The sequence below is a fragment of the Croceivirga lutea genome, from assembly GCF_014235875.1.
Lineage (GTDB): Bacteria > Bacteroidota > Bacteroidia > Flavobacteriales > Flavobacteriaceae > Croceivirga > Croceivirga lutea.
In genome coordinates this window covers 78,383-97,043 of sequence record NZ_JACJUK010000001.1, presented here as the reverse complement: position 1 = coordinate 97,043, position 18,661 = coordinate 78,383, and the positions used below count along the sequence as shown (strand labels likewise).

Annotated in this window: 16 protein-coding genes; 10 read left to right on the top strand and 6 right to left on the bottom strand. The window is 35.5% G+C overall.

Annotated elements, in window-relative coordinates; all coding sequences use genetic code 11:
* Position 1 precedes the first annotated feature (1 nt).
* The 3 genes from H5V42_RS00445 (at position 2) to H5V42_RS00435 (ending at position 1,415) form a co-directional block, all read left to right on the top strand.
* Positions 2-541: a hypothetical protein gene (locus H5V42_RS00445; protein ID WP_185781144.1), complete on the top strand. Its 540-nt coding sequence runs from the start codon at positions 2-4 to the stop codon at positions 539-541.
* The gene (locus tag H5V42_RS00440) at positions 528-965 is read left to right on the top strand and encodes a hypothetical protein (RefSeq protein WP_185781143.1); all 438 of its coding nucleotides are present in this window, start codon (positions 528-530) and stop codon (positions 963-965) included. The genes H5V42_RS00445 and H5V42_RS00440 overlap by 14 nt, the downstream gene beginning before the upstream one ends.
* A gap of 102 nt (positions 966-1,067) precedes the next feature.
* Positions 1,068-1,415 carry a DUF6515 family protein gene (locus H5V42_RS00435; protein ID WP_185781142.1) on the top strand — a complete coding sequence of 116 codons (348 nt, stop codon included), beginning with the start codon at positions 1,068-1,070 and terminating at the stop codon, positions 1,413-1,415.
* A 73-nt stretch (positions 1,416-1,488) separates the two neighbouring features.
* Here the strand turns inward: H5V42_RS00435 and H5V42_RS00430 are convergent, their stop codons facing one another.
* Positions 1,489-2,523 carry a sialidase family protein gene (locus H5V42_RS00430; protein ID WP_185781141.1) on the bottom strand — a complete coding sequence of 345 codons (1,035 nt, stop codon included), beginning with the start codon at positions 2,521-2,523 and terminating at the stop codon, positions 1,489-1,491.
* Between the two features lie 104 nt (positions 2,524-2,627).
* On the opposite strand from H5V42_RS00430, the gene H5V42_RS00425 reads away from it, so the two are divergent.
* The 5 genes from H5V42_RS00425 (at position 2,628) to H5V42_RS00405 (ending at position 7,264) form a co-directional block, all read left to right on the top strand.
* On the top strand, positions 2,628-3,851 hold the full coding sequence (locus H5V42_RS00425; protein WP_185781140.1) for an RsmB/NOP family class I SAM-dependent RNA methyltransferase: 1,224 nt from the start codon (positions 2,628-2,630) through the stop codon (positions 3,849-3,851).
* Positions 3,852-4,242: 391 nt separating this feature from the next.
* Complete coding sequence (gene rpsU, locus H5V42_RS00420) at positions 4,243-4,440, top strand: 30S ribosomal protein S21 (protein ID WP_185781139.1); 198 nt, start codon at positions 4,243-4,245, stop codon at positions 4,438-4,440.
* Between the two features lie 25 nt (positions 4,441-4,465).
* Positions 4,466-5,272, top strand: coding sequence for a pyrroline-5-carboxylate reductase (proC, locus tag H5V42_RS00415; protein WP_185781138.1), 807 nt, complete (start codon positions 4,466-4,468; stop codon positions 5,270-5,272).
* 3 nt (positions 5,273-5,275) lie between these two features.
* Positions 5,276-6,046, top strand: a complete 771-nt coding sequence (gene proB, locus H5V42_RS00410) for a glutamate 5-kinase (RefSeq protein ID WP_185781137.1) — start codon at positions 5,276-5,278, stop codon at positions 6,044-6,046.
* 18 nt (positions 6,047-6,064) lie between these two features.
* Entirely contained in the window at positions 6,065-7,264 is a 1,200-nt protein-coding gene (locus tag H5V42_RS00405) for a glutamate-5-semialdehyde dehydrogenase (protein ID WP_185781136.1), read from the top strand.
* A 26-nt stretch (positions 7,265-7,290) separates the two neighbouring features.
* Here H5V42_RS00405 and H5V42_RS00400 read toward each other — a convergent pair whose 3' ends face one another.
* The 5 genes from H5V42_RS00400 to H5V42_RS00380 form a co-directional block, all read right to left on the bottom strand.
* On the bottom strand, positions 7,291-8,880 hold the full coding sequence (locus H5V42_RS00400) for an amidohydrolase (RefSeq protein WP_185781135.1): 1,590 nt from the start codon (positions 8,878-8,880) through the stop codon (positions 7,291-7,293).
* Positions 8,881-9,036: 156 nt separating this feature from the next.
* On the bottom strand, positions 9,037-10,110 hold the full coding sequence (locus H5V42_RS00395) for a dipeptidase (RefSeq protein WP_185781134.1): 1,074 nt from the start codon (positions 10,108-10,110) through the stop codon (positions 9,037-9,039).
* The gene (locus H5V42_RS00390; protein WP_185781133.1) at positions 10,110-11,219 is read right to left on the bottom strand and encodes a D-TA family PLP-dependent enzyme; all 1,110 of its coding nucleotides are present in this window, start codon (positions 11,217-11,219) and stop codon (positions 10,110-10,112) included. The genes H5V42_RS00395 and H5V42_RS00390 overlap by 1 nt, the downstream gene beginning before the upstream one ends.
* Positions 11,216-11,680 carry a RidA family protein gene (locus H5V42_RS00385; protein WP_185781132.1) on the bottom strand — a complete coding sequence of 155 codons (465 nt, stop codon included), beginning with the start codon at positions 11,678-11,680 and terminating at the stop codon, positions 11,216-11,218. Before H5V42_RS00385 ends, H5V42_RS00390 begins: the two co-directional genes overlap by 4 nt.
* An 11-nt stretch (positions 11,681-11,691) precedes the next feature.
* Complete coding sequence (locus H5V42_RS00380; RefSeq protein ID WP_185781131.1) at positions 11,692-13,005, bottom strand: gluconate:H+ symporter; 1,314 nt, start codon at positions 13,003-13,005, stop codon at positions 11,692-11,694.
* Between the two features lie 107 nt (positions 13,006-13,112).
* On the opposite strand from H5V42_RS00380, the gene H5V42_RS00375 reads away from it, so the two are divergent.
* On the top strand, positions 13,113-14,762 hold the full coding sequence (locus H5V42_RS00375) for a SulP family inorganic anion transporter (RefSeq protein WP_185781130.1): 1,650 nt from the start codon (positions 13,113-13,115) through the stop codon (positions 14,760-14,762).
* 94 nt (positions 14,763-14,856) lie between these two features.
* A complete protein-coding gene (gene purL / locus H5V42_RS00370) occupies positions 14,857-18,525 on the top strand; it encodes a phosphoribosylformylglycinamidine synthase (protein ID WP_185781129.1) in 3,669 nt (1,222 codons plus the stop codon).
* Positions 18,526-18,661 lie beyond the last annotated feature (136 nt).

Here is an 18,661-nt window from a genome sequence, read left to right as displayed (position 1 = left end):
AATGAAGGATAAAAACGAAAATAAATTTACTACCCCTGAGGGTTATTTTGATAACTTTAATGAAAGGCTATTTGCAAGAATTGAAGCGGAATCAGATAATGAACCAAATACTGATTTTTTACCAAAGACAGACGGTTTATCGGTGCCACAAAATTATTTTGAGCAAGTACAACCCAAAATACTTCATAAAACTTTAAATAATAAAGAATCAAAGGTTATACAACTTAATCCCTTTAAAAAATATTATGCAGTTGCCGCAGCAATAGTTATACTCTTATCGTTAGCTACTGTTTTCTTTTTATCTAAACAAGAAAAAAGCATAACATTTGAAGATTTGGCCGCAGACGATATTGATACTTATTTTGATACCGCAATTTTAGACATGTCTTCTAATGAAATTACCGAGGTATTAGAATTTGAAACCCTTTCTCTAGATGATATTTCAACCTATGCTATTGAAGATGAAGCTATCTTAGAATACTTAGATGAAGCATATGATGATATAGATGATATAAATTTTACCCAAGATGAAATTAATTAAACTTAGTAGCACACTTTTTACACTACTTTTTACAGTGCTTACCTTTGCACAAAGACCTCCAAGAGATAAGGTAAAAACACTTAAAGTTGCCTTTATTACAGAAGAATTGGAATTGACTTCAAAAGAAGCTCAAGATTTTTGGCCTATTTATAACGCTCATGAAGAGCAGATGGAAAAGCTCAGAAGAAATGAACGCGAACAATTTGGCGGTAAACATACAAACGTGACTGAACTTTCAGAGAAGGAAGCTGAACAAATTTTAGAATCAATTCAAAATTTACAATCTAAAAAAGTAGAAATTGATAACGCATTTATAGCTAAACTCAAAAATGTGCTTCCTAGTAAAAAAATTGTGCAGCTCATAAGGGCAGAAGAACAATTTAAGCGTAGGTTACTACAAGAGTTTCGACGAAAAAGACAATAATTATTTATAAAAGAGCTTCAGTTGAAGCTCTTTTTTTTGAATAGCATTAAACCTTTTCAATTAATAACAGTCAAATACATATAATCCCAAATTGTAATTAATATGAAAAAGCTTGTTGTTTTAATGGTCATATTCTTTTCAACTGCAGTGTTAACTTCCGTTGAAGCACAGAAAAAAATTAGGGTCTATCCTGTTATTGGAACGGTAGTTACCAAAATTTCTAAACCTAAAATTATCATTAGAAATACAGCAAAAATCTATTTTGCTGATGGTATTTGGTATAAGCAACAAAAAGGCAGATATATTGTAATTAGCGCTCCTACAGGCGTCACAGTTTCAAAACTTCCAGTTAGGCGAAAAGCTGTGGTAATTAATGGTAGAAAATTATTTAAATATAGAGGTGTTTATTACAAAAAGTCAGGTAGAAACTTTGTGGTAGTAAACGTATAATAATAGGTTAGTTTAGTTTGATTGATTGTTAGTTAAAAAGCATCTATAACATGTATTTGAAATAGGTGCTTTTTTAATGAAAGGTAAGTTTAGCTATTCGATTTTTTCCAGCAGCATAGGCAATAGAATCATTTAAAAAACGTATGGTGTAAAATCCTTCATCACTAATAGTAGACCAACCCAATCCCCCATTATTAGATACAGAAATGCCCGTAAAACCAACAGTTACTAGTTTATCTGCATCAGAATTGGGCACATACTGCACACAGCTTTTATAACCTGGTTCAGCATTATCTGCAACCAATTGCCATGTTTGCCCACCATCTTTAGTCTGTATTTTGTTAGATTTATTTAGCGTTGGCTTTGAAAAATCACCACCAATACCATATCCATTGTTTTCATCATAAAAATCAATTGAATAAATTCCCTGGTATTGTTCTTTTATTTCAATAGGGGTACGTATTTTTTCCCATGTTTTACCTTTGTCATTGGTAACTACTATTTCTTCTTTGGATGTCATAATCCAAGCCTTGTCTCCTTTAACTTCTATATTCGTATTACTGGCTGCGTAAGCACCAACATCACCCTGTAGCTTTGGTAATTCTGAACAATCAATTTTAGACCAAGTATTTCCACCATTTCTTGTGATAACAATGGCTAAACAACCATTGCTACCATCGCCAATAGCAAGCCCTTCATCATCATTCCAAAAAAGCATAGCATCATAGAATACATCTTCTCCTTCTTCTTTATAAACCAATTCCATTTTACCATTACCCCCAGTTTTATATATTAATGCAGGAGAAGCTACAGATAGCATAAAAAAATCTGTTGATGTATTGGCTACAGCCCTAAATTCAGGGTAAATACTGTCAAACTTTTGAACATTAGATCTAATTTTTTTTGAAGGTAAATCTACAGTCCCAAAAGTTCCATGAGTTCCTGCAAAGGCGAGCGTATTAGTATCTAAAAAAGTAATAGCTCTAATATTTATAGAATCTGTATAAACCTCTTCAATAGTCACCGTACTTATGGGTTTAACTTCTTTTTTGGTCTTACAACCAACTAGCAGTAAACCTATTAGCATGAGAGATGTGAGCAATTTCATTTCACTAATTTTTTCAAAGATACTATTACCAAAGGGTTTGGTTGTGACACAAGAGTCTACTTAATTAAAAATCATAAGTTACCTTTGCTCCCTTAATTTTTTATATGCGACTCCATAGAAATTTAGTCTTTGCTGTAATTGATGCCTTAAACATGATTTTCAATGAAAATGAATATGCAGATAAGGTTATTGAAAAGGTATTAAAATACGATAAAAGATGGGGTGCCCGTGACCGTGGGTTTATTGCTGAAACCACTTACGAAATTGTACGCTACAAACGCTTGTATACTGAAATTGCTGAAGTTAATGCTCCATATTCAAGAGCTAATTTATTCCGTCTTTTTGCCGTTTGGGCAGTGTTAAGAGGTATTCAATTACCAGATTGGAAACAATTAGAAAGCACCCCTGTGAGACGCATAAAAGGTAAATTTGATGTACTGTCTAAGATTAGAAAGTATAGAGAAAGTTACCCAGATTGGATAGATACCTTAGCAGAAAAGGCTTTAGGAAAGGATTTATGGACTAAAGAAGCTGCTGCCTTAAATAAACAAGCAGAAGTTATACTAAGGGTTAACACGCTAAAAACAGATAAAAATACATTACAGGCTGTTTTAGCTGAGGAGGAAATAAATACCGTTCCCATTGCTAAAAATCCTGATGCCTTAAAATTAGTTGAACGCAAAAACGTTTTTGTAACACAGGCATTTAAAGATGGTTTATTTGAAGTTCAAGATGCATCTTCCCAATTGGTTGCTCCTTACCTACAAGTGGAACCTGGCCAACGTGTTATTGATGCCTGTGCTGGTGCCGGAGGTAAAACTTTGCATTTGGCATCTCAAATGCAAAATAAAGGTCAATTAATTGCTATGGATATTTACGAGAGTAAATTAAAAAAGCTAAAAGTTAGAGCTCGTAGAAATGGTGTGCATAACATGGAAACTCGGGTAATTGATTCTACAAAAGCCATTAAAAAATTACATGCAAAAGCTGATAGAGTTCTATTAGATGCCCCCTGTTCAGGTTTAGGGGTTATTAGAAGAAATCCTGATAGCAAATGGAAATTAGAACCTGAATTTTTAGAGCGTATTAAAACAGTACAGGCAGAGATTTTAAGAGACTACTCAAAAATGGTAAAACCTGGTGGAAAATTGGTCTATGCAACCTGTTCTATTTTACCAGAAGAAAACTCTGAACAAGTAAAAAAATTCCTTTCTTCAGAAGCTGGCAAAGATTTTAAGCTTGAAAAAGACCAAAATATTTTTGCTTCTGAAAGTGGATTTGATGGTTTTTATATGGCCTTACTAAATAAAATTGATGAAGTAGGCTAAAATACCTGACAATTCTTCACCTCATAACCAATCAATTTACCATTTACTAAAAGCAATGTTAAGTCTTCGCTAAATATCCTCAACATATCATAAATATAGGATGCTGGCATGACTATTGTGCACTTGTAATGAATCTATAAAAGTAATTATTATCTCTTATTTTAAATTTTGCCTTCCGACTTCAAAAAAGCAAATTTTATTATTTAAACCTCCAATGGTTTAAAGGCACCATTTAGACTTCAGCATTTTGCTGTAATGGTGCCACCCTCTTTCAAATACCTTAATACTAAAGACCGTATTGGAAAACTATTTTTCTAATAATGTAGTCATTTAGACTGTTAGAATTCTTCAACAGTTATTTCATTTTATTTAATAACTATTAATTGCAATTATGTTAAAAATAGAGGTTAAGTCTGGCGAAAAAATCGAAAACGCCTTAAAACGTTACAAAAGAAAAGTTCGCAACACTAAATTGCACAATCAATTAAAAACCAGAAGGTACTATGCAAAACCTTCCGCAGAAAAAAGAGAACAATTACAGAAAGCAACATACAAGCAACAGTATATTTTAGAAAGCAATAATCAATAAAAAAGTGTCTTAAAGACCACAAATTATGAGAGTATTATTAATAGGTGCCGGAAATATGGGACTTACCTATGCTGAAGGTATGTCTAAATCTAAATTGCTCAAAAAACGCAATATTATGGTATTAGACAAATCTGCAGAAACCCTTGAAAAGGTTGAAAAAATAACCCATTTCGACACGTTTGACAGGTTAGAAGATTGTGTGCCTATGGCAGAAGTAATAATGATTGCCGTTAAGCCCTATCACGCAGAAGAACTGTTTAACAGAATTAAACCCTTGGTTAACAATGAACAAATGGTTATCTCAATAATGGCTGGGGTTACCATAAACTATATTCAAGAAGCCTTAGGTATAGAAAAAATAATTCGTGCAATGCCAAATTTGCCAGCTCAGGTTGGTTTAGGTCTAACCTCTTATGTGGCATCAGAAAAAGTGTCGCGTTTAGAAATGTTTTTAGTAGAAGACCTATTAGGAACCACGGGGAAAGCGTTACGCGTTCAAAACGAAAAATTTATAGATGCTTCAACGGGTATATCTGGTAGTGGACCGGCCTATGTATTTTACTTTATGCAAAGTATGATGGAAGCTGCATTACAAATGGGCTTCTCAGAAAATGTATCAAAAGTTCTGGTAAGCCAAACTTTTACGGGGGCGGTTGAACTATTCAATCAATCCAATTTAATGCCAGATACCTGGATGGCCAAGGTTGCTTCTAAAGGGGGAACTACACAAGCTGCCTTAGATTCTATGGACGATAATAATGTAGGAGAATTAATTAAAGAAGCCGCTTTCGCAGCGTTTAACAGAGCTGTAGAATTGGGTGAAGAATATTAAATTATGTATAAACAATTAGTGGTTATTAAGGTTGGAACAAACGTAATGACCAATAAAGACAATAGAATTGTAAGACCTGTTCTTAAAAATTTAGTACGACAAATTGCAGAGCTTTATGAAAGAGACATCATGACAATTTTAGTTTCTTCTGGTTCTGTTATTGCCGGAAAAGAAGTTTTAGGTAAGGCAAAAATTAAAGATAAAACACAACGTAGGCAAGTATACTCCGCAATTGGGCAGCCAAGAATGATGCGCCTCTATTATAACATTTTTAGAGATTATGGTATGAAATGCGCACAAGTACTTCCTACTAAAAGAGATTTTAATCCCGGTGTACACCGCGATAATATGATTAATTGTATTGAAGGATTACTTTCAGAAGGGGTTATTCCTATTGCTAACGAAGATGATGCCGTTTCAGTTACCATGAGTATGTTTTCAGATAATGATGAATTAGCTACTTTAATTGCCGAATTAATGAATGCTGATAAATTTCTGTTAATGACCGATATTGACGGACTTTATAATGGGCACCCGCAAGAAGAAGATTCTAAAATCATACATAATGTTGAACCCCAAGAAGACCTAAATAAATACATTGAAGAAGCCGGAAAAGGTGAAGGTGAAGGCCGAGGTGGTATGGGTTCTAAATTAAATTATGCCCAACAAGCTGCTTCAAATAACATACCTTCTTACATTGTTAATGGTAAAACAGAAAACGTAATTATTGATGTCATTGAAGGAAAAGAAGTAGGCACCAAAGTAGCCCTTTAATCTTTTAAAATAGAATTCATGAAATTATTAAATACCGAAATAAAAAATAAAGTTCTCGCTACAATGGAACGTCTTCTTAATGAAAAAAGAAACCTACTCCTTGAAGCAAATGTAAAAGACTTAGAAGCTTTTAACCGTAACGACCAAGCGTTGTATGACCGTTTGGTTGTAAACTCTAAAAAGGTGGACCAAATGATACAAGCGGTTAAAGAGGTTCGCATGCAAGATGATCCAGTCAACCAAGAAATATCTAGTGTGGAATTAGAAAATGGTTTAAATATTATCAATAAAACAGCACCTTTCGGGGCTATTCTTATCATCTATGAATCTAGACCAGATGTTACTGTAGAAGCAGCCGTTCTAGCTTTTAAAGCCAACAACAAAATATTCCTTAAAGGGGGTAAAGAAGCCATTCATAGTAATACCGTTTTGGTCGATTTTTGGCACCAGGCTTTAGAAGAAAACAATCTAGATAAGGGGTATATAGAATTATTGAATTTAGACAGAACTGCAACTCAAGCATTCTTAAAAAACCCGCCAGAACAGTTAGATTTAATAGTACCTAGAGGTGGTGAGCGTTTAATAGCTTTTGTAAAAGAGCATGCTACTTGTGCTGTCTTAGTTAGTGGTAGAGGAAATAATTTTTTATATGTACACGAAAAAGCCGATTGGCAAAAAAGTATTGAAGTTATTTTAAACGCAAAAACACATAAAATATCTGCTTGTAATGCCTTAGATAAAATTTTAATTGATGTTAATCTTAATGGCTATGAACAAAAAATCAAAGAACTCGAAGCAATTTTAAAATCACACAATGTAGAAATATTGGTTGATGCAAACAGTAAACAAGTGCTTTCAGAAGCTCAACTAATAGAAGATGAAGCTATTTGGAAAGAAGAGTTTCTAGCCATGAAATGTGTCATTGGAACCGTACAAAACGTAGACGAGGCTATTGCTAAAATCAATTTGAATTCTGGCGGACATTCTGCAGCAATAATGACAGAAGAAAATAGTACTGCTGATAATTTTATGCAGCAAGTAGATTGTGCAGCTGTTTATAAAAATGCAAGTACGCGTTTTACTGATGGGGGTCAAATGGGCGTTGGAGCAGAACTTGCCATTAGTACAGACAAACTTCATCATAGAGGTCCGTTAGGTTTAAAACAATTGGTCACCAATAAATATTATGTTTTTGGAGACGGACAAATAAGAGACTAAAAAAAGAGGCTGTACAGCCTCTTTTTTTATTGTTTTTTTAAAGTAGGATAATCAACTCCAAGTTGTTCTAAGTAAGAATCGTACTTGGTTTCATCATAATAAAACACCTCTAATTCTTTTTTAAATGCATCTTGCTTTTCTTTATTAAGATAGATAGGTGCTACATCTGTTTCTGAAATCATGGGCTTATATTGTTGTTCTTTACTTTGAACATTATTAAAATAGTCCCACGCTTCATCAACCAAAGTTGGATTTAATAAAAAATCTAAAATTGTCATAGCTTCGGCTTTTGCTCCTGCGGTTACCCCTTTATGAGCAATAGGGGTTGCCATTGCTATAGCATTACTCCAATGATGACCTTGTAACCCAGGAATATTACTTGGGTAGCGCATGGTAACGGTCGGAATTTTCCAAGAAACGTCTCCAATGTCATCTGAACCACCGCTTTTTGGTTCCACAACGGGCAAACCAATTTTTGAAATTTCTGTTGCTAATCCGGTAGTATCTTTAGAACTAACTTCCTTTTGTACCGCCTTAGCTAAAACTTGGTCTTCTTCTGACCAAGTGGGTAGACCAACTTCTTTGATATTTTTATACATGGTTTCTGCTATGGTCTTATTAAAATGTCTTGGCCAAGCTGCCCCAAGAACTTTAGATTCCATAGTAGTTCCTGTCATTAAGGCAGCTCCTTTTGCCATATCATTAGCAGTTGCATACATCTCCATAATTCCATCATAAGTCACATCCCGCAGATAAAACCAAATACTTGCTTTACTCGGCACCACATTAGGTTGGTCTCCCGCATCTGTAAAAATGGAATGACTTCTTTTTAAAGGATGTAGGTGTTCTCTTTTGTAGTTCCAAGCTATATTCATCAACTCAGCTGCATCTAAAGCACTTTTTCCTCTCCAAGGAGCACCTGCCGAATGTGCCGCCTCTCCCGAGAAAGCGTACGCTACAGAAATTAAACCCGTACCCCAGGCCTGCCCCCATGACACACTAAAATTACTACTCACATGCGTAAAAATGCACAAGTCTATTTCATCAAATAAGCCATCTCTTACAAACCAAGCCTTTGAGCCTAACAACTCTTCTGCAATACCCGGCCATATTACCAAAGTGCCTCCAATGTTTTCTCGTTCCATCAATTGCTTAACTGCCAATGCTGCTGTAACATTTAAAGGAACTCCAGAGTTATGCCCTTCTCCATGTCCTGGGGCTCCTTCAACCATAGGTTTATGATAGGCAACCCCTGGATATTGAGATGCCTTTGGTATGCAATCTACATCACTACCAAGAGCAATAACTGGCCCTTCTCCATTACTCCAGGTTGCCAACCATGATGTTGGTATTCCGCTTAAAGAGTCAGTGACTTTAAAACCATTATTTTTTAGGATACCCGTAATATATTTTTGGGTTTCAACTTCTTGAAATCCCAATTCAGCAAAACTAAATAGCTTATCAACCATAATTTGGCTTTGCTTGTGATTATCTTCAACAATCTGAGCAACTTCAGTTTTTAGTTTTTTAATTTTTGATTTTGAGATTTTTTGTGCTTGTAGGAATAATGGTAGAAATAAAAGAAAGCATAAAATTCTAATAGAAGTAAATTTCATTTTAATGTATTTTGAAGTAGTTGATATTCCTAAAATAGGAAACTTAAAGCTATATAAATGAGATGATTGATAATTTTATTTAATTATCAGAAATCATCAATCTAATCATCACTTTACACTAAAACTAAATAGAATTTATTTGAAATTATAAGGTAATTAACTCCAAATTCTTTTTAGAAAAGACAGAAAGTTATCATGCAAAACTTTTAAAATGTCAGTTTTAGAATATCCACGGGATTGTAATATTGCTGGAATTTTTTGTAGGTCTGCAATGGTATCCATATCGTAAGGTGCTTGCTCTTTACCAAAGCCCCCATCTAAATCAGAACCAATACCTACATGGTTGCAATTGCCAGCGAGTTGACAAATATGGTCAATATTATCTGCTACTTGCTGTAGTGAAACTCCCATAGCTTCTGGTTTTGATACACCCCGTTGCCAGTTTTCTTTCATCATCCAAGCATCTAAAACAACCCCTATTACCCCTCCTCTACTAATAATTTCTAGAATTTGTTTATCACTAAATTGCCTATTGTGGTTAACAAGAGTTCTACAATTATTATGACTTGCCCATAATGGACCATTATAGTAATCCATTGTTTCCCAAAAACTGGTATCACTTAAATGGGTAACATCTAAAATCAATTGTAATTCTTCAATTTTCTTGAGTAATTCTCTTCCTTTTAAACCAATGCCGCCGTCAGAATCTGTCCCATAAGCATACGTGCCTGGTCCGTAATGGGCGGGTCCTATAGCCCTCAATCCTTGTTCATATGACTTTTCTAGATAATCTAGATTACAAATACTATCTGCTCCTTCTAAACTTAGAATATACCCTATAGGTGTAGCGGTATTGTTGGTTTTCCAGTTACTTAAATGATTTTCTACCTGCTCTTTATTCGTAATTTGTATTAATTCACCCGCAGCCTCCATGGCTTTATACCAAGCAAGTTGTCCTTGAGTTTGCGCCCATGCTTGTTCTGGAGAGTTCCAACCTGGCAACAAATTACTTTTTTTAACGTAACGTGCTATTTGTGTAGCCACACATAAACCTACATTACCTTTACGCATAGCTTTAAGTGATACCATATTATTACCTCTGTCTGGTAAGTCTGAAAGGCCTTTTTCTCGCTCACGAATTTCTGTAACAGACAATCGTAAATCTCGATTCCATTCCATGGCATTCATAGACAAATCTAAATGTGCATCAAAAATGAAGGGGTACTGCATTAATAGGTGATTTTATGGTCTCTAGCTGCTACTTTCCATGAATCAATAATTTCCCCATTTTCAACTACGGTAACTTTAGGGTATTTGGCAACGGTAGGACAAACATGTATAGGAACAGCATAAAAAACATCACCGATTTGATACTTTTCAGGATTGGATACCTTTACTACAAAATGTTCTTCACTTTGACTTATTTGCTCAAAATCATCTGTATTTAAAAACTTAACTCTTGGAAACGGCATTTCTGATGCCAAAGCTTTGTGTCCTAAATCTAGACAAAACTGATTTGGTTTTGGTTTGCTTAATAATCTGGTAACTAATACAGCCGCGTGTTTAAATTCCATATCAGGGAATTTGCTTCCGTAACCTTGGTCCCATAGTAAGGTAGTTCCTGGTGAAGCAATAACCTTTGGCCGTTTTGCATGCACATAAAAGGTTGGAGAACCACCGGCAACTATTTCACCCGCCTGTATTTTTTCCAAATCTAAACGTTTAAGCAATTCGTCTACCGCTACAAAAGCTTCATTACACTTTGTAAAGCGTTCATCAATATTCGAAATCCGAATATGTCCATCGTATACATGCAAACCCTTTAATTGAACAAACTCATCTTTGGTAATCTCTTTTATCAACTCAAAAGAATCTTCTGGTGAAATTCCTGTTCTAGACATACCGACATCCAAATCAATAAAAATAGCTAAGGTGGTATTTCTACTTTTAGCTTCTTTGGATAGCTCATTTAATGAAAACTCATTATCAACAAGGCAAGCAAAGTATTTATGAGGAAATGCTTGTTTTAAATTGAAAAACCTGGAAATATTTGGACCAATGGGTTGCATTGCCAAAAGAATATCCTGAGCGTCAGAAGTTGCTAACAATTCAGCTTCAGCAATTGTTGCACATTTGAATTTGGTTATTCCAGCTGCTACCTGCATAGCAATAACCTCTTCCATTTTATGGGTTTTAATATGAGGCCGAAGTTTTTTGGCGTCACCTGTTGCCGCAACCATCAAATTTATATTATGAGCAATGCGGTCTTTGAAAACAAGTAGCCCAGGTGAAGCAATTTCTCTAGGGTTATTTAATTGAAACCAGTTTATATTACTCATCTGTGCAGCTCAAACATTGCTTCTATTTCTACTAAAACGTTACTGGGTAGCATCATGCCTACAGCGCTTCTTACGCCAATACCATTTTCTTTTCCAAAAACATCAGCCATTAATTCACTAAACCCATTTATCACATAAGGATGTTGCTGAAAATCTGGAGTACAATTTACCATACCCAATACTTTGACTACTCTTTTAATTTGGTCTATATCTCCAAAATGTGTTTGAATCGTAGAGAGCATAGTTAGGCCAACTTGCCTAGCGGCTAATTTAGCACCATCTTTATCTGTAGTATCTCCTGCTCTGCCAATCATAAGATTTTCATCTGGAAGAACGGGTCCCTGACCAGAGACATATAAAAAATTATCTACCACCAAAACAGGCCGATAAACCCCTGCTGGAGGTGGCGCAGGTGGTAAAATCAATCCTAATTCTTTAATTTTTTCAGAAGCTTTTTTCATTTGACTTAAATTTAGATAATAGTACTTAATAGTAAGGTTCCTAATAGCCCCATAATACCCACAATAGTTTCCATAACAGTCCAAGTACGCAATGTCTGATTTACAGATAAATTAAAGTATTCTTTAAATAGCCAAAATCCGGAATCGTTCACATGAGATAACATTAAACTACCAGAGCCAATAGCTAGAACAAGCAATTCTGCATGTACGCCTGGTGCTGAGGCTAGTGGTAATACAATACCCGCAGCAGTTAATCCTGCAACGGTAGCAGAGCCAACGCAAACCCTGATGGCAGTGGCTATCAACCAAGCCAAAAGAATTGGAGAAAAATTTGAACCTTCTAATAGACTTGCTATATAATCACTAACTCCGCTGTCTATTAATATTTGTTTTAATGCCCCTGCTCCGGCAATAACTAATAAAATCATGGTAATGCCCTTTACACCGTCTACCATAACTTCCATTACAGCTTTCATTTTTTTACCTTGTTTAATTCCTAGGGTATAAATTGCAAGTAAGACAGAAAGTAACATTGCCATGACTGGACTACCTACAAAAACTAAAATGGTTTTTAATAATCCGTCATTTAAAAACTGCTCTGCACCAATGGCAATAAAAATTAAAATTATAGGAAATAAGGCCGTAAATAAACTAGTGGCCGAAGATGGCATTTCGTCATCTGTAAGTACGGTTGGGTTATAAAAACCAGCTAAAGGCTTTGCTTCAATATTTTTTATTGTTCTTGCAAAAAATGGTCCTGCAACTATTATAGCTGGCACTGCAATTAGTAAACCATACATTAATGTTTTTCCAAAATCAGCATTAAACATAGTGGCAATGGCTGTTGGTGCAGGATGTGGCGGTAGATAACCATGCGTTACAGATAAAGAGGTTAACATAGGTAATCCAACATATAACAATGGTAACCTTGTGGTTGCTGCAATGGTAAAGGCCAAAGGAACTAAAATCACAAAACCAACAGAGTAAAACATAGGTATACCCACAATAAACCCCGTAAGTACTACAGCCCACTGCACATGTTTAATCCCAAAAGTGTCTACAAGTTTTGTGGTTATTCTTTGTGCGGCTCCGCTATCAGCTACTAATTTACCAAGCATAGCTCCTAAGCCCAGAATAAGTACCAAGAAACCTAGTGTGCTACCAATACCTTTCTGTATAGAATCTATTATGGCTAAAGGCTCCATACCTTGTAATAGTCCTACAAATAAACAAACGATAATAAAGGATAGAAAAGAGTTGAGTTTTAATCCAGCAATTAAAGCAAAGAGCAATAATATGCCCGCAATTACAATTAATAAAGACATTGATCTAGTTTGGTTCAGTTAGTTGTACAAGCTTTAAAAGTAGAAAAAAGGATGGAACTAATCTATTTCATTATCTTTCGAAGGCATTTTTATTTCAACTTTAATTCATGAAAAAGTTTTACGATTTTAAAAATTTCAAAGGTGATTTAACTGGTGGTTTAGTTGCCGGTATTATTGCATTACCATTGGCCCTTGCTTTTGGTGTACAATCTGGAATGGGTGCAGCTGCTGGGCTTTATGGTGCAATCGCCGTGGGTATTTTCGCAGCACTCTTTGGTGGTACTGAAACGCAAGCAAGTGGACCTACCGGACCCATGACTGTAGTCTCTGCAGCACTTGTTGCTGGTGCAATACAACTCAACGGTAGTCTAGAAAATGCCATGGGTATTATTCTACTTACTTTTTTATTAGGCGGACTTATACAGGTAATATTTGGTTTATTAAATATTGCCGGTTATGTAAAGTACTTTCCGTATCCCGTGGTTTCTGGTTTTATGAGTGGGGTTGGACTTATTATTATCATTTTGCAGTTATTCCCCTTAGTTGGGCTTTCTTCTCCAAAGTCCACAATTAAGGTAATTCAAGATTTACCCAGAATGTTCGCTGAGGCTAATATTTATGCGTTAATTCTTGGCGTATTGACAATTGTTATATACTACGTTTTTCCAAAAATCACTAAGGCCATTCCAAGCGCCCTTGTAGCACTTGTACTAGCGTCTTTAGCGGGTTATTTTTTAAAGTGGGATGTTCCAGTAATTGGTGAAATTCCATCTGGTTTGCCTTCTTTACAAATTGGAAATTTATGGCCTGTAGATGCTGGAGCCTATAGCATTATCATCGAGTACGCTGTTGTATTAGCAGTGCTGGGAAGTATAGACTCATTATTAACATCAGTAATTGCTGACAATATGACCAAAACCAAACACAACAGTAATCGAGAACTTATAGGACAAGGTATTGGAAACATGATTGCTGCCCTATTTGGCGGTATTCCTGGAGCTGGAGCAACAAAAGGTACTGTTGTTAATATTAATGCTGGTGGTAAAACGCGTTTATCTGGTGTTTTACACGGTATTTTTCTTTTAACCGTTTTACTTGGTCTGGGAACCTTAGCAGCTCATATTCCCCTAGCGGTTCTTGCCGGATTACTAATTCCTGTAGGTTTCAAGATTATTGATTTTAAAGGACTTAAGCATTTAAAGGTAGTTCCACGAGCAGATTCTGTGGTCTTAATTATTGTGCTTCTTATTACCACCTTCGGAAGTTTAATTAATGCCGTTGGTATTGGTGTAGCGTTGGCTTCGCTACTTTTTATGAAACAATCTAGTGACTTGGCCAAAAATGGATTAGACGTTGGGCCTGTAGCCGATTTTGACGGTTCAAAACCATGGCAAGACGAAAAAGAGTTCTATGAAAAATATAAAGACAAAGTTATTATCAAACACCTATACGGACCTTTTTTCTTTGGATTTACATCTCATTTTAAAGATGAAATAAAAAGTTTAGGTAATGATATTAAAGCATTGATAATTAGAATGGACCGTGTACCTTATATTGACCAATCAGGTTTATATGCTCTAGAGGAAGCTGTGTTTGATTTGCGTAAACAAAATATTGAAGTAATTCTAACCGGAATTAAAGAGCAACCAAGAGACCAATTAGAAGCTATTGATTTAATAGATGATTTAATTCCTCATGAAGATGTATTTAATACTATTGATGAAGCATTTGCCTACCTAAAAACCAAACTCGAGTAGTAGGTTTTTTAACAATTATGGTTAACAACTCAATCCATTGATTGCTAATAATACTCAACTATTTGGTAAATTTGCTTTTTGCAATTTTTTGGATATGATTCACTTTTTCGGAAACCCACAAACAAAGGTTTTCGCTCTGCAGACTCAAGAAGAACTTAGCGTTCAAAATAAGGAAAAATTAAGCTGGTTATTTGGTAACCAGCCAAAAATAGAAGCGGCGTCAATAGACGCCTTTTTTGTTGGTCCAAGAGCAGCAATGATTACACCCTGGAGCACTAATGCTACCGAGATAACCCAAAATATGGGCATTCAAGGTATTATACGAATTGAAGAATTTGTTTCGGTCTCCGCTGATTATTCTGATTATGACCCCATGCTTTTTCAAAAGTTTACTAGTCTTAATCAAGATATTTTTACAATTGCGGTTTCTCCTGAACCTATTCTTGAAATTGAAGACATTGCGGCTTACAACACTAAAGAAGGGCTGGCTTTAAATGATGAAGAAGTAACCTATCTAGAAAACCTTGCAAACCGATTGGGTAGAAACCTCACAGATTCTGAAGTATTTGGTTTTAGTCAGGTAAATTCAGAACACTGTAGGCATAAAATATTTAATGGAACCTTTGTGGTGAATGGTAATGAAATGCCTACTTCACTCTTTAAATTGATTAAAAAAACGTCAGAAGAAAATCCGAACGGAATTGTTTCTGCATATAAGGATAATGTTGCCTTTATTAAAGGTCCTAAAGTAATTCAATTTGCTCCTGAAAGAGCTGATATTCCAGATTATTACCAAGAAAAAGAATATAATTCTGTGCTTTCTTTAAAAGCAGAAACACACAATTTTCCTACAACTGTAGAACCTTTTAACGGTGCTGCAACAGGCTCTGGTGGCGAAATTAGAGACCGCCTTGCTGGTGGTAAAGGTAGTTTGCCACTTGCGGGAACAGCCGTGTATATGACTTCGTATTCTAGATTAGAAGATGAGCGTAATTGGGAGAAAGCCTTTCCAGAAAGAGAATGGCTATACCAAACTCCAATGGATATCCTAATAAAAGCTAGTAATGGAGCTTCTGATTTTGGCAATAAATTTGGGCAACCATTAATTGCAGGTTCTGTGCTAACATTTGAACATCAAGAAGCGTCTAAGCTTCTTGGGTTTGATAAAGTTATCATGCTTGCTGGGGGTATTGGCTATGGCAAACAAGAACATGCCTTAAAAGAAACTCCAGAAAAAGGAGATAAAGTGGTAATTCTTGGTGGTGATAATTATAGAATTGGTATGGGTGGAGCTGCTGTATCTAGTGCTGACACCGGAGAATTTGAAGCCGCTATAGAATTAAATGCCGTGCAGCGTAGCAATCCAGAAATGCAAAAAAGAGCTGCGAATGCAATACGTGGAATGGTTGAAGGAGAACACAACCCCATAGTTTCTATTCATGATCATGGTGCTGGCGGTCATTTAAATTGTTTATCAGAATTGGTAGAAGAAACTGGCGGTAAAATAGACTTAGACAAATTACCTATAGGCGACCCTACCCTATCTGCAAAAGAAATTATTGGCAATGAAAGTCAAGAACGTATGGGTCTTGTCATGGGTGAGGCAGCTATGGATTTGCTTCAAAAAATAGCAGAAAGGGAACGCTCTCCCCTTTTTGAGGTTGGTGAAGTTACTGGTGACCATAGATTTACGTTTGAAAGTAGTGCTAACGGTGATAAACCTATGGACCTGGAGCTTGCCGATATGTTTGGCAGCTCACCAAAAACAATACTTGAAGATCATAAAATTGAGGCTAACTACAAGGATAACTCGTACAGTTTAGAACATTTTCATGAGTATTTAGAAAATGTACTTCAATTAGAAGCCGTAGCTTGTAAAGATTGGCTTACTAACAAGGTTGACCGGTGTGTTGGCGGCAGAGTAGCTAAACAACAATGTGTTGGCTCGTTACAGCTACCTTTAAATAATGTTGGTGTAATGGCCTTAGATTTCAAAGGAAAAGAAGGCCTAGCTACAAGTATTGGTCACTCCCCAATTTCTGGTTTAATTGACCCAAGTGCTGGTAGTAGAAATAGTATTGCTGAGGCCCTAACAAATATCATCTGGGCTCCATTAGAAGACGGTTTAAAATCAGTTTCACTTTCAGCTAATTGGATGTGGCCTTGCAAAAATCCTGGTGAAGATGCTAGGTTGTATGAAGCTGTTGAAGCTTGCTCAAAATTTGCCATAGAATTAGGCATTAATATACCAACGGGCAAAGACTCGTTGAGTATGAAACAAAAGTATGCTGATAAAGAAGTAATTGCTCCAGGTACGGTAATTATTTCAGCTGCAGGGCATTGCTCAGACCTTACTAAAGTGGTGGAACCCGTGCTTCAAAAAGATGGTGGTGATATTTATTATTTAAATTTTAGTAAAGACAACTACAAATTAGGTGGCTCTAGTTTTAATCAAATTCTTAACAGTGTTGGTAGCGATACCCCTACAATTACTGATGCTGCTTACTTCAAAAAAGCTTTTAACGCCATACAAGAAGAAATTAAAGCAGGTAACATTAAATGCGGACATGATATTGGTTCAGGTGGTTTAATAACAACGCTATTAGAAATCTGTTTTGCGGACAACAATTTAGGGGCAGCTATTGATTTAAGCGGACTAAACGAAAATGATACCATTAAGTTACTTTTTGCTGAGAACATAGGCATCGTTTTTCAGGCTAAAACCAGTGTAGCTTTGGGTTTACAGTCTAGAGGAATAAACGTAATAAATATAGGTACACCAGGTAATGAAGCTACACTCAAATTAAAAAATCAAGGTGTTGAAATCGGCCTTAATATAGCTTCATTAAGAGACACTTGGTTTAAAACATCATATTTATTAGATGATAAGCAAACTGCAAATGGTCTTGCTAAAGAGCGATTCGAAAATTACAAAAATCAACCGCTAACTTATTCTTTTCCAGATAATTTTAATGGAAATGAAATTATCGTGAATTCAGAATCAAACAAAAAACCAAAAGCGGCTATTTTACGAGAAAAAGGAAGTAATTCTGAAAGAGAAATGGCAAATGCCATGTATCTAGCTGGTTTTGACGTTAAAGATGTTCACATGACCGATTTAATTTCGGGTAGAGAAGACCTAAAAGATATTCAGTTTTTAGGCGCCGTAGGCGGATTTTCAAACTCTGATGTTTTAGGTTCTGCTAAGGGTTGGGCAGGTGCTATTAAGTACAACGAAAAGGCTCAAAAAGTAATTAGTGATTTCTTTGCTAGACCAGACACCCTTTCTGTGGGTATTTGCAATGGTTGTCAATTGTTTATGGAGCTAGATTTGATTAATCCAGAACATGGTGAGCAACATGGAAAAATGATTCATAACGAATCTCAAAAACACGAAAGTAATTTTACTTTAGTAGCTATTCAAAAGAACAATTCTGTAATGCTTTCTAATTTAGAAGGAACAACTCTTGGCGTATGGATTAGCCATGGAGAAGGTAAATTTAAATTACCCCTATCTGAAGACAATTATGATATTGTAGCTAAATATGGTTATGAAGGTTATCCAGCAAATCCAAATGGTAGCGATTACAATACAGCTATGATGTGTGATAAATCTGGTCGCCATTTAGTTACCATGCCTCATATTGAACGTAGTATTTTTCCTTGGAACTGGGCGAATTATCCCAAAGATAGAAATGAAAAAGTTTCACCTTGGGTACTCGCTTTTATTAATGCAAAAAAATGGATAGAAAAAAATAGCTGATAACCAAAACTATATTCTAAAAATCAGCTGTTTACGTTTATTTAGGTTATGTAAGTTAGTTGCTTTTAAATTGATTATTTGATAAAATTTTTGAGTGTATATTGTTAAATACATTTTAAAATACCATTTTCAATTC

What these genes read in the sequence shown, in the direction of transcription:
- rpsU (WP_185781139.1), top strand. Translation starts at nt 4,243, where the DNA reads ATGTTAAAAATAGAGGTTAAGTCTGGCGAAAAAATCGAAAACGCCTTA.
- H5V42_RS00435 (WP_185781142.1), top strand. Translation starts at nt 1,068, where the DNA reads ATGAAAAAGCTTGTTGTTTTAATGGTCATATTCTTTTCAACTGCAGTG.
- H5V42_RS00440 (WP_185781143.1), top strand. Translation starts at nt 528, where the DNA reads ATGAAATTAATTAAACTTAGTAGCACACTTTTTACACTACTTTTTACA.
- H5V42_RS00425 (WP_185781140.1), top strand. Translation starts at nt 2,628, where the DNA reads ATGCGACTCCATAGAAATTTAGTCTTTGCTGTAATTGATGCCTTAAAC.
- H5V42_RS00390 (WP_185781133.1), bottom strand. Translation starts at nt 11,219, where the DNA reads ATGAGTAATATAAACTGGTTTCAATTAAATAACCCTAGAGAAATTGCT.
- H5V42_RS00405 (WP_185781136.1), top strand. Translation starts at nt 6,065, where the DNA reads ATGAAATTATTAAATACCGAAATAAAAAATAAAGTTCTCGCTACAATG.
- H5V42_RS00375 (WP_185781130.1), top strand. Translation starts at nt 13,113, where the DNA reads ATGAAAAAGTTTTACGATTTTAAAAATTTCAAAGGTGATTTAACTGGT.
- H5V42_RS00430 (WP_185781141.1), bottom strand. Translation starts at nt 2,523, where the DNA reads ATGAAATTGCTCACATCTCTCATGCTAATAGGTTTACTGCTAGTTGGT.
- H5V42_RS00400 (WP_185781135.1), bottom strand. Translation starts at nt 8,880, where the DNA reads ATGAAATTTACTTCTATTAGAATTTTATGCTTTCTTTTATTTCTACCA.
- H5V42_RS00395 (WP_185781134.1), bottom strand. Translation starts at nt 10,110, where the DNA reads ATGCAGTACCCCTTCATTTTTGATGCACATTTAGATTTGTCTATGAAT.
- H5V42_RS00445 (WP_185781144.1), top strand. Translation starts at nt 2, where the DNA reads ATGAAGGATAAAAACGAAAATAAATTTACTACCCCTGAGGGTTATTTT.
- H5V42_RS00380 (WP_185781131.1), bottom strand. Translation starts at nt 13,005, where the DNA reads ATGTCTTTATTAATTGTAATTGCGGGCATATTATTGCTCTTTGCTTTA.
- proB (WP_185781137.1), top strand. Translation starts at nt 5,276, where the DNA reads ATGTATAAACAATTAGTGGTTATTAAGGTTGGAACAAACGTAATGACC.
- purL (WP_185781129.1), top strand. Translation starts at nt 14,857, where the DNA reads ATGATTCACTTTTTCGGAAACCCACAAACAAAGGTTTTCGCTCTGCAG.
- proC (WP_185781138.1), top strand. Translation starts at nt 4,466, where the DNA reads ATGAGAGTATTATTAATAGGTGCCGGAAATATGGGACTTACCTATGCT.
- H5V42_RS00385 (WP_185781132.1), bottom strand. Translation starts at nt 11,680, where the DNA reads ATGAAAAAAGCTTCTGAAAAAATTAAAGAATTAGGATTGATTTTACCA.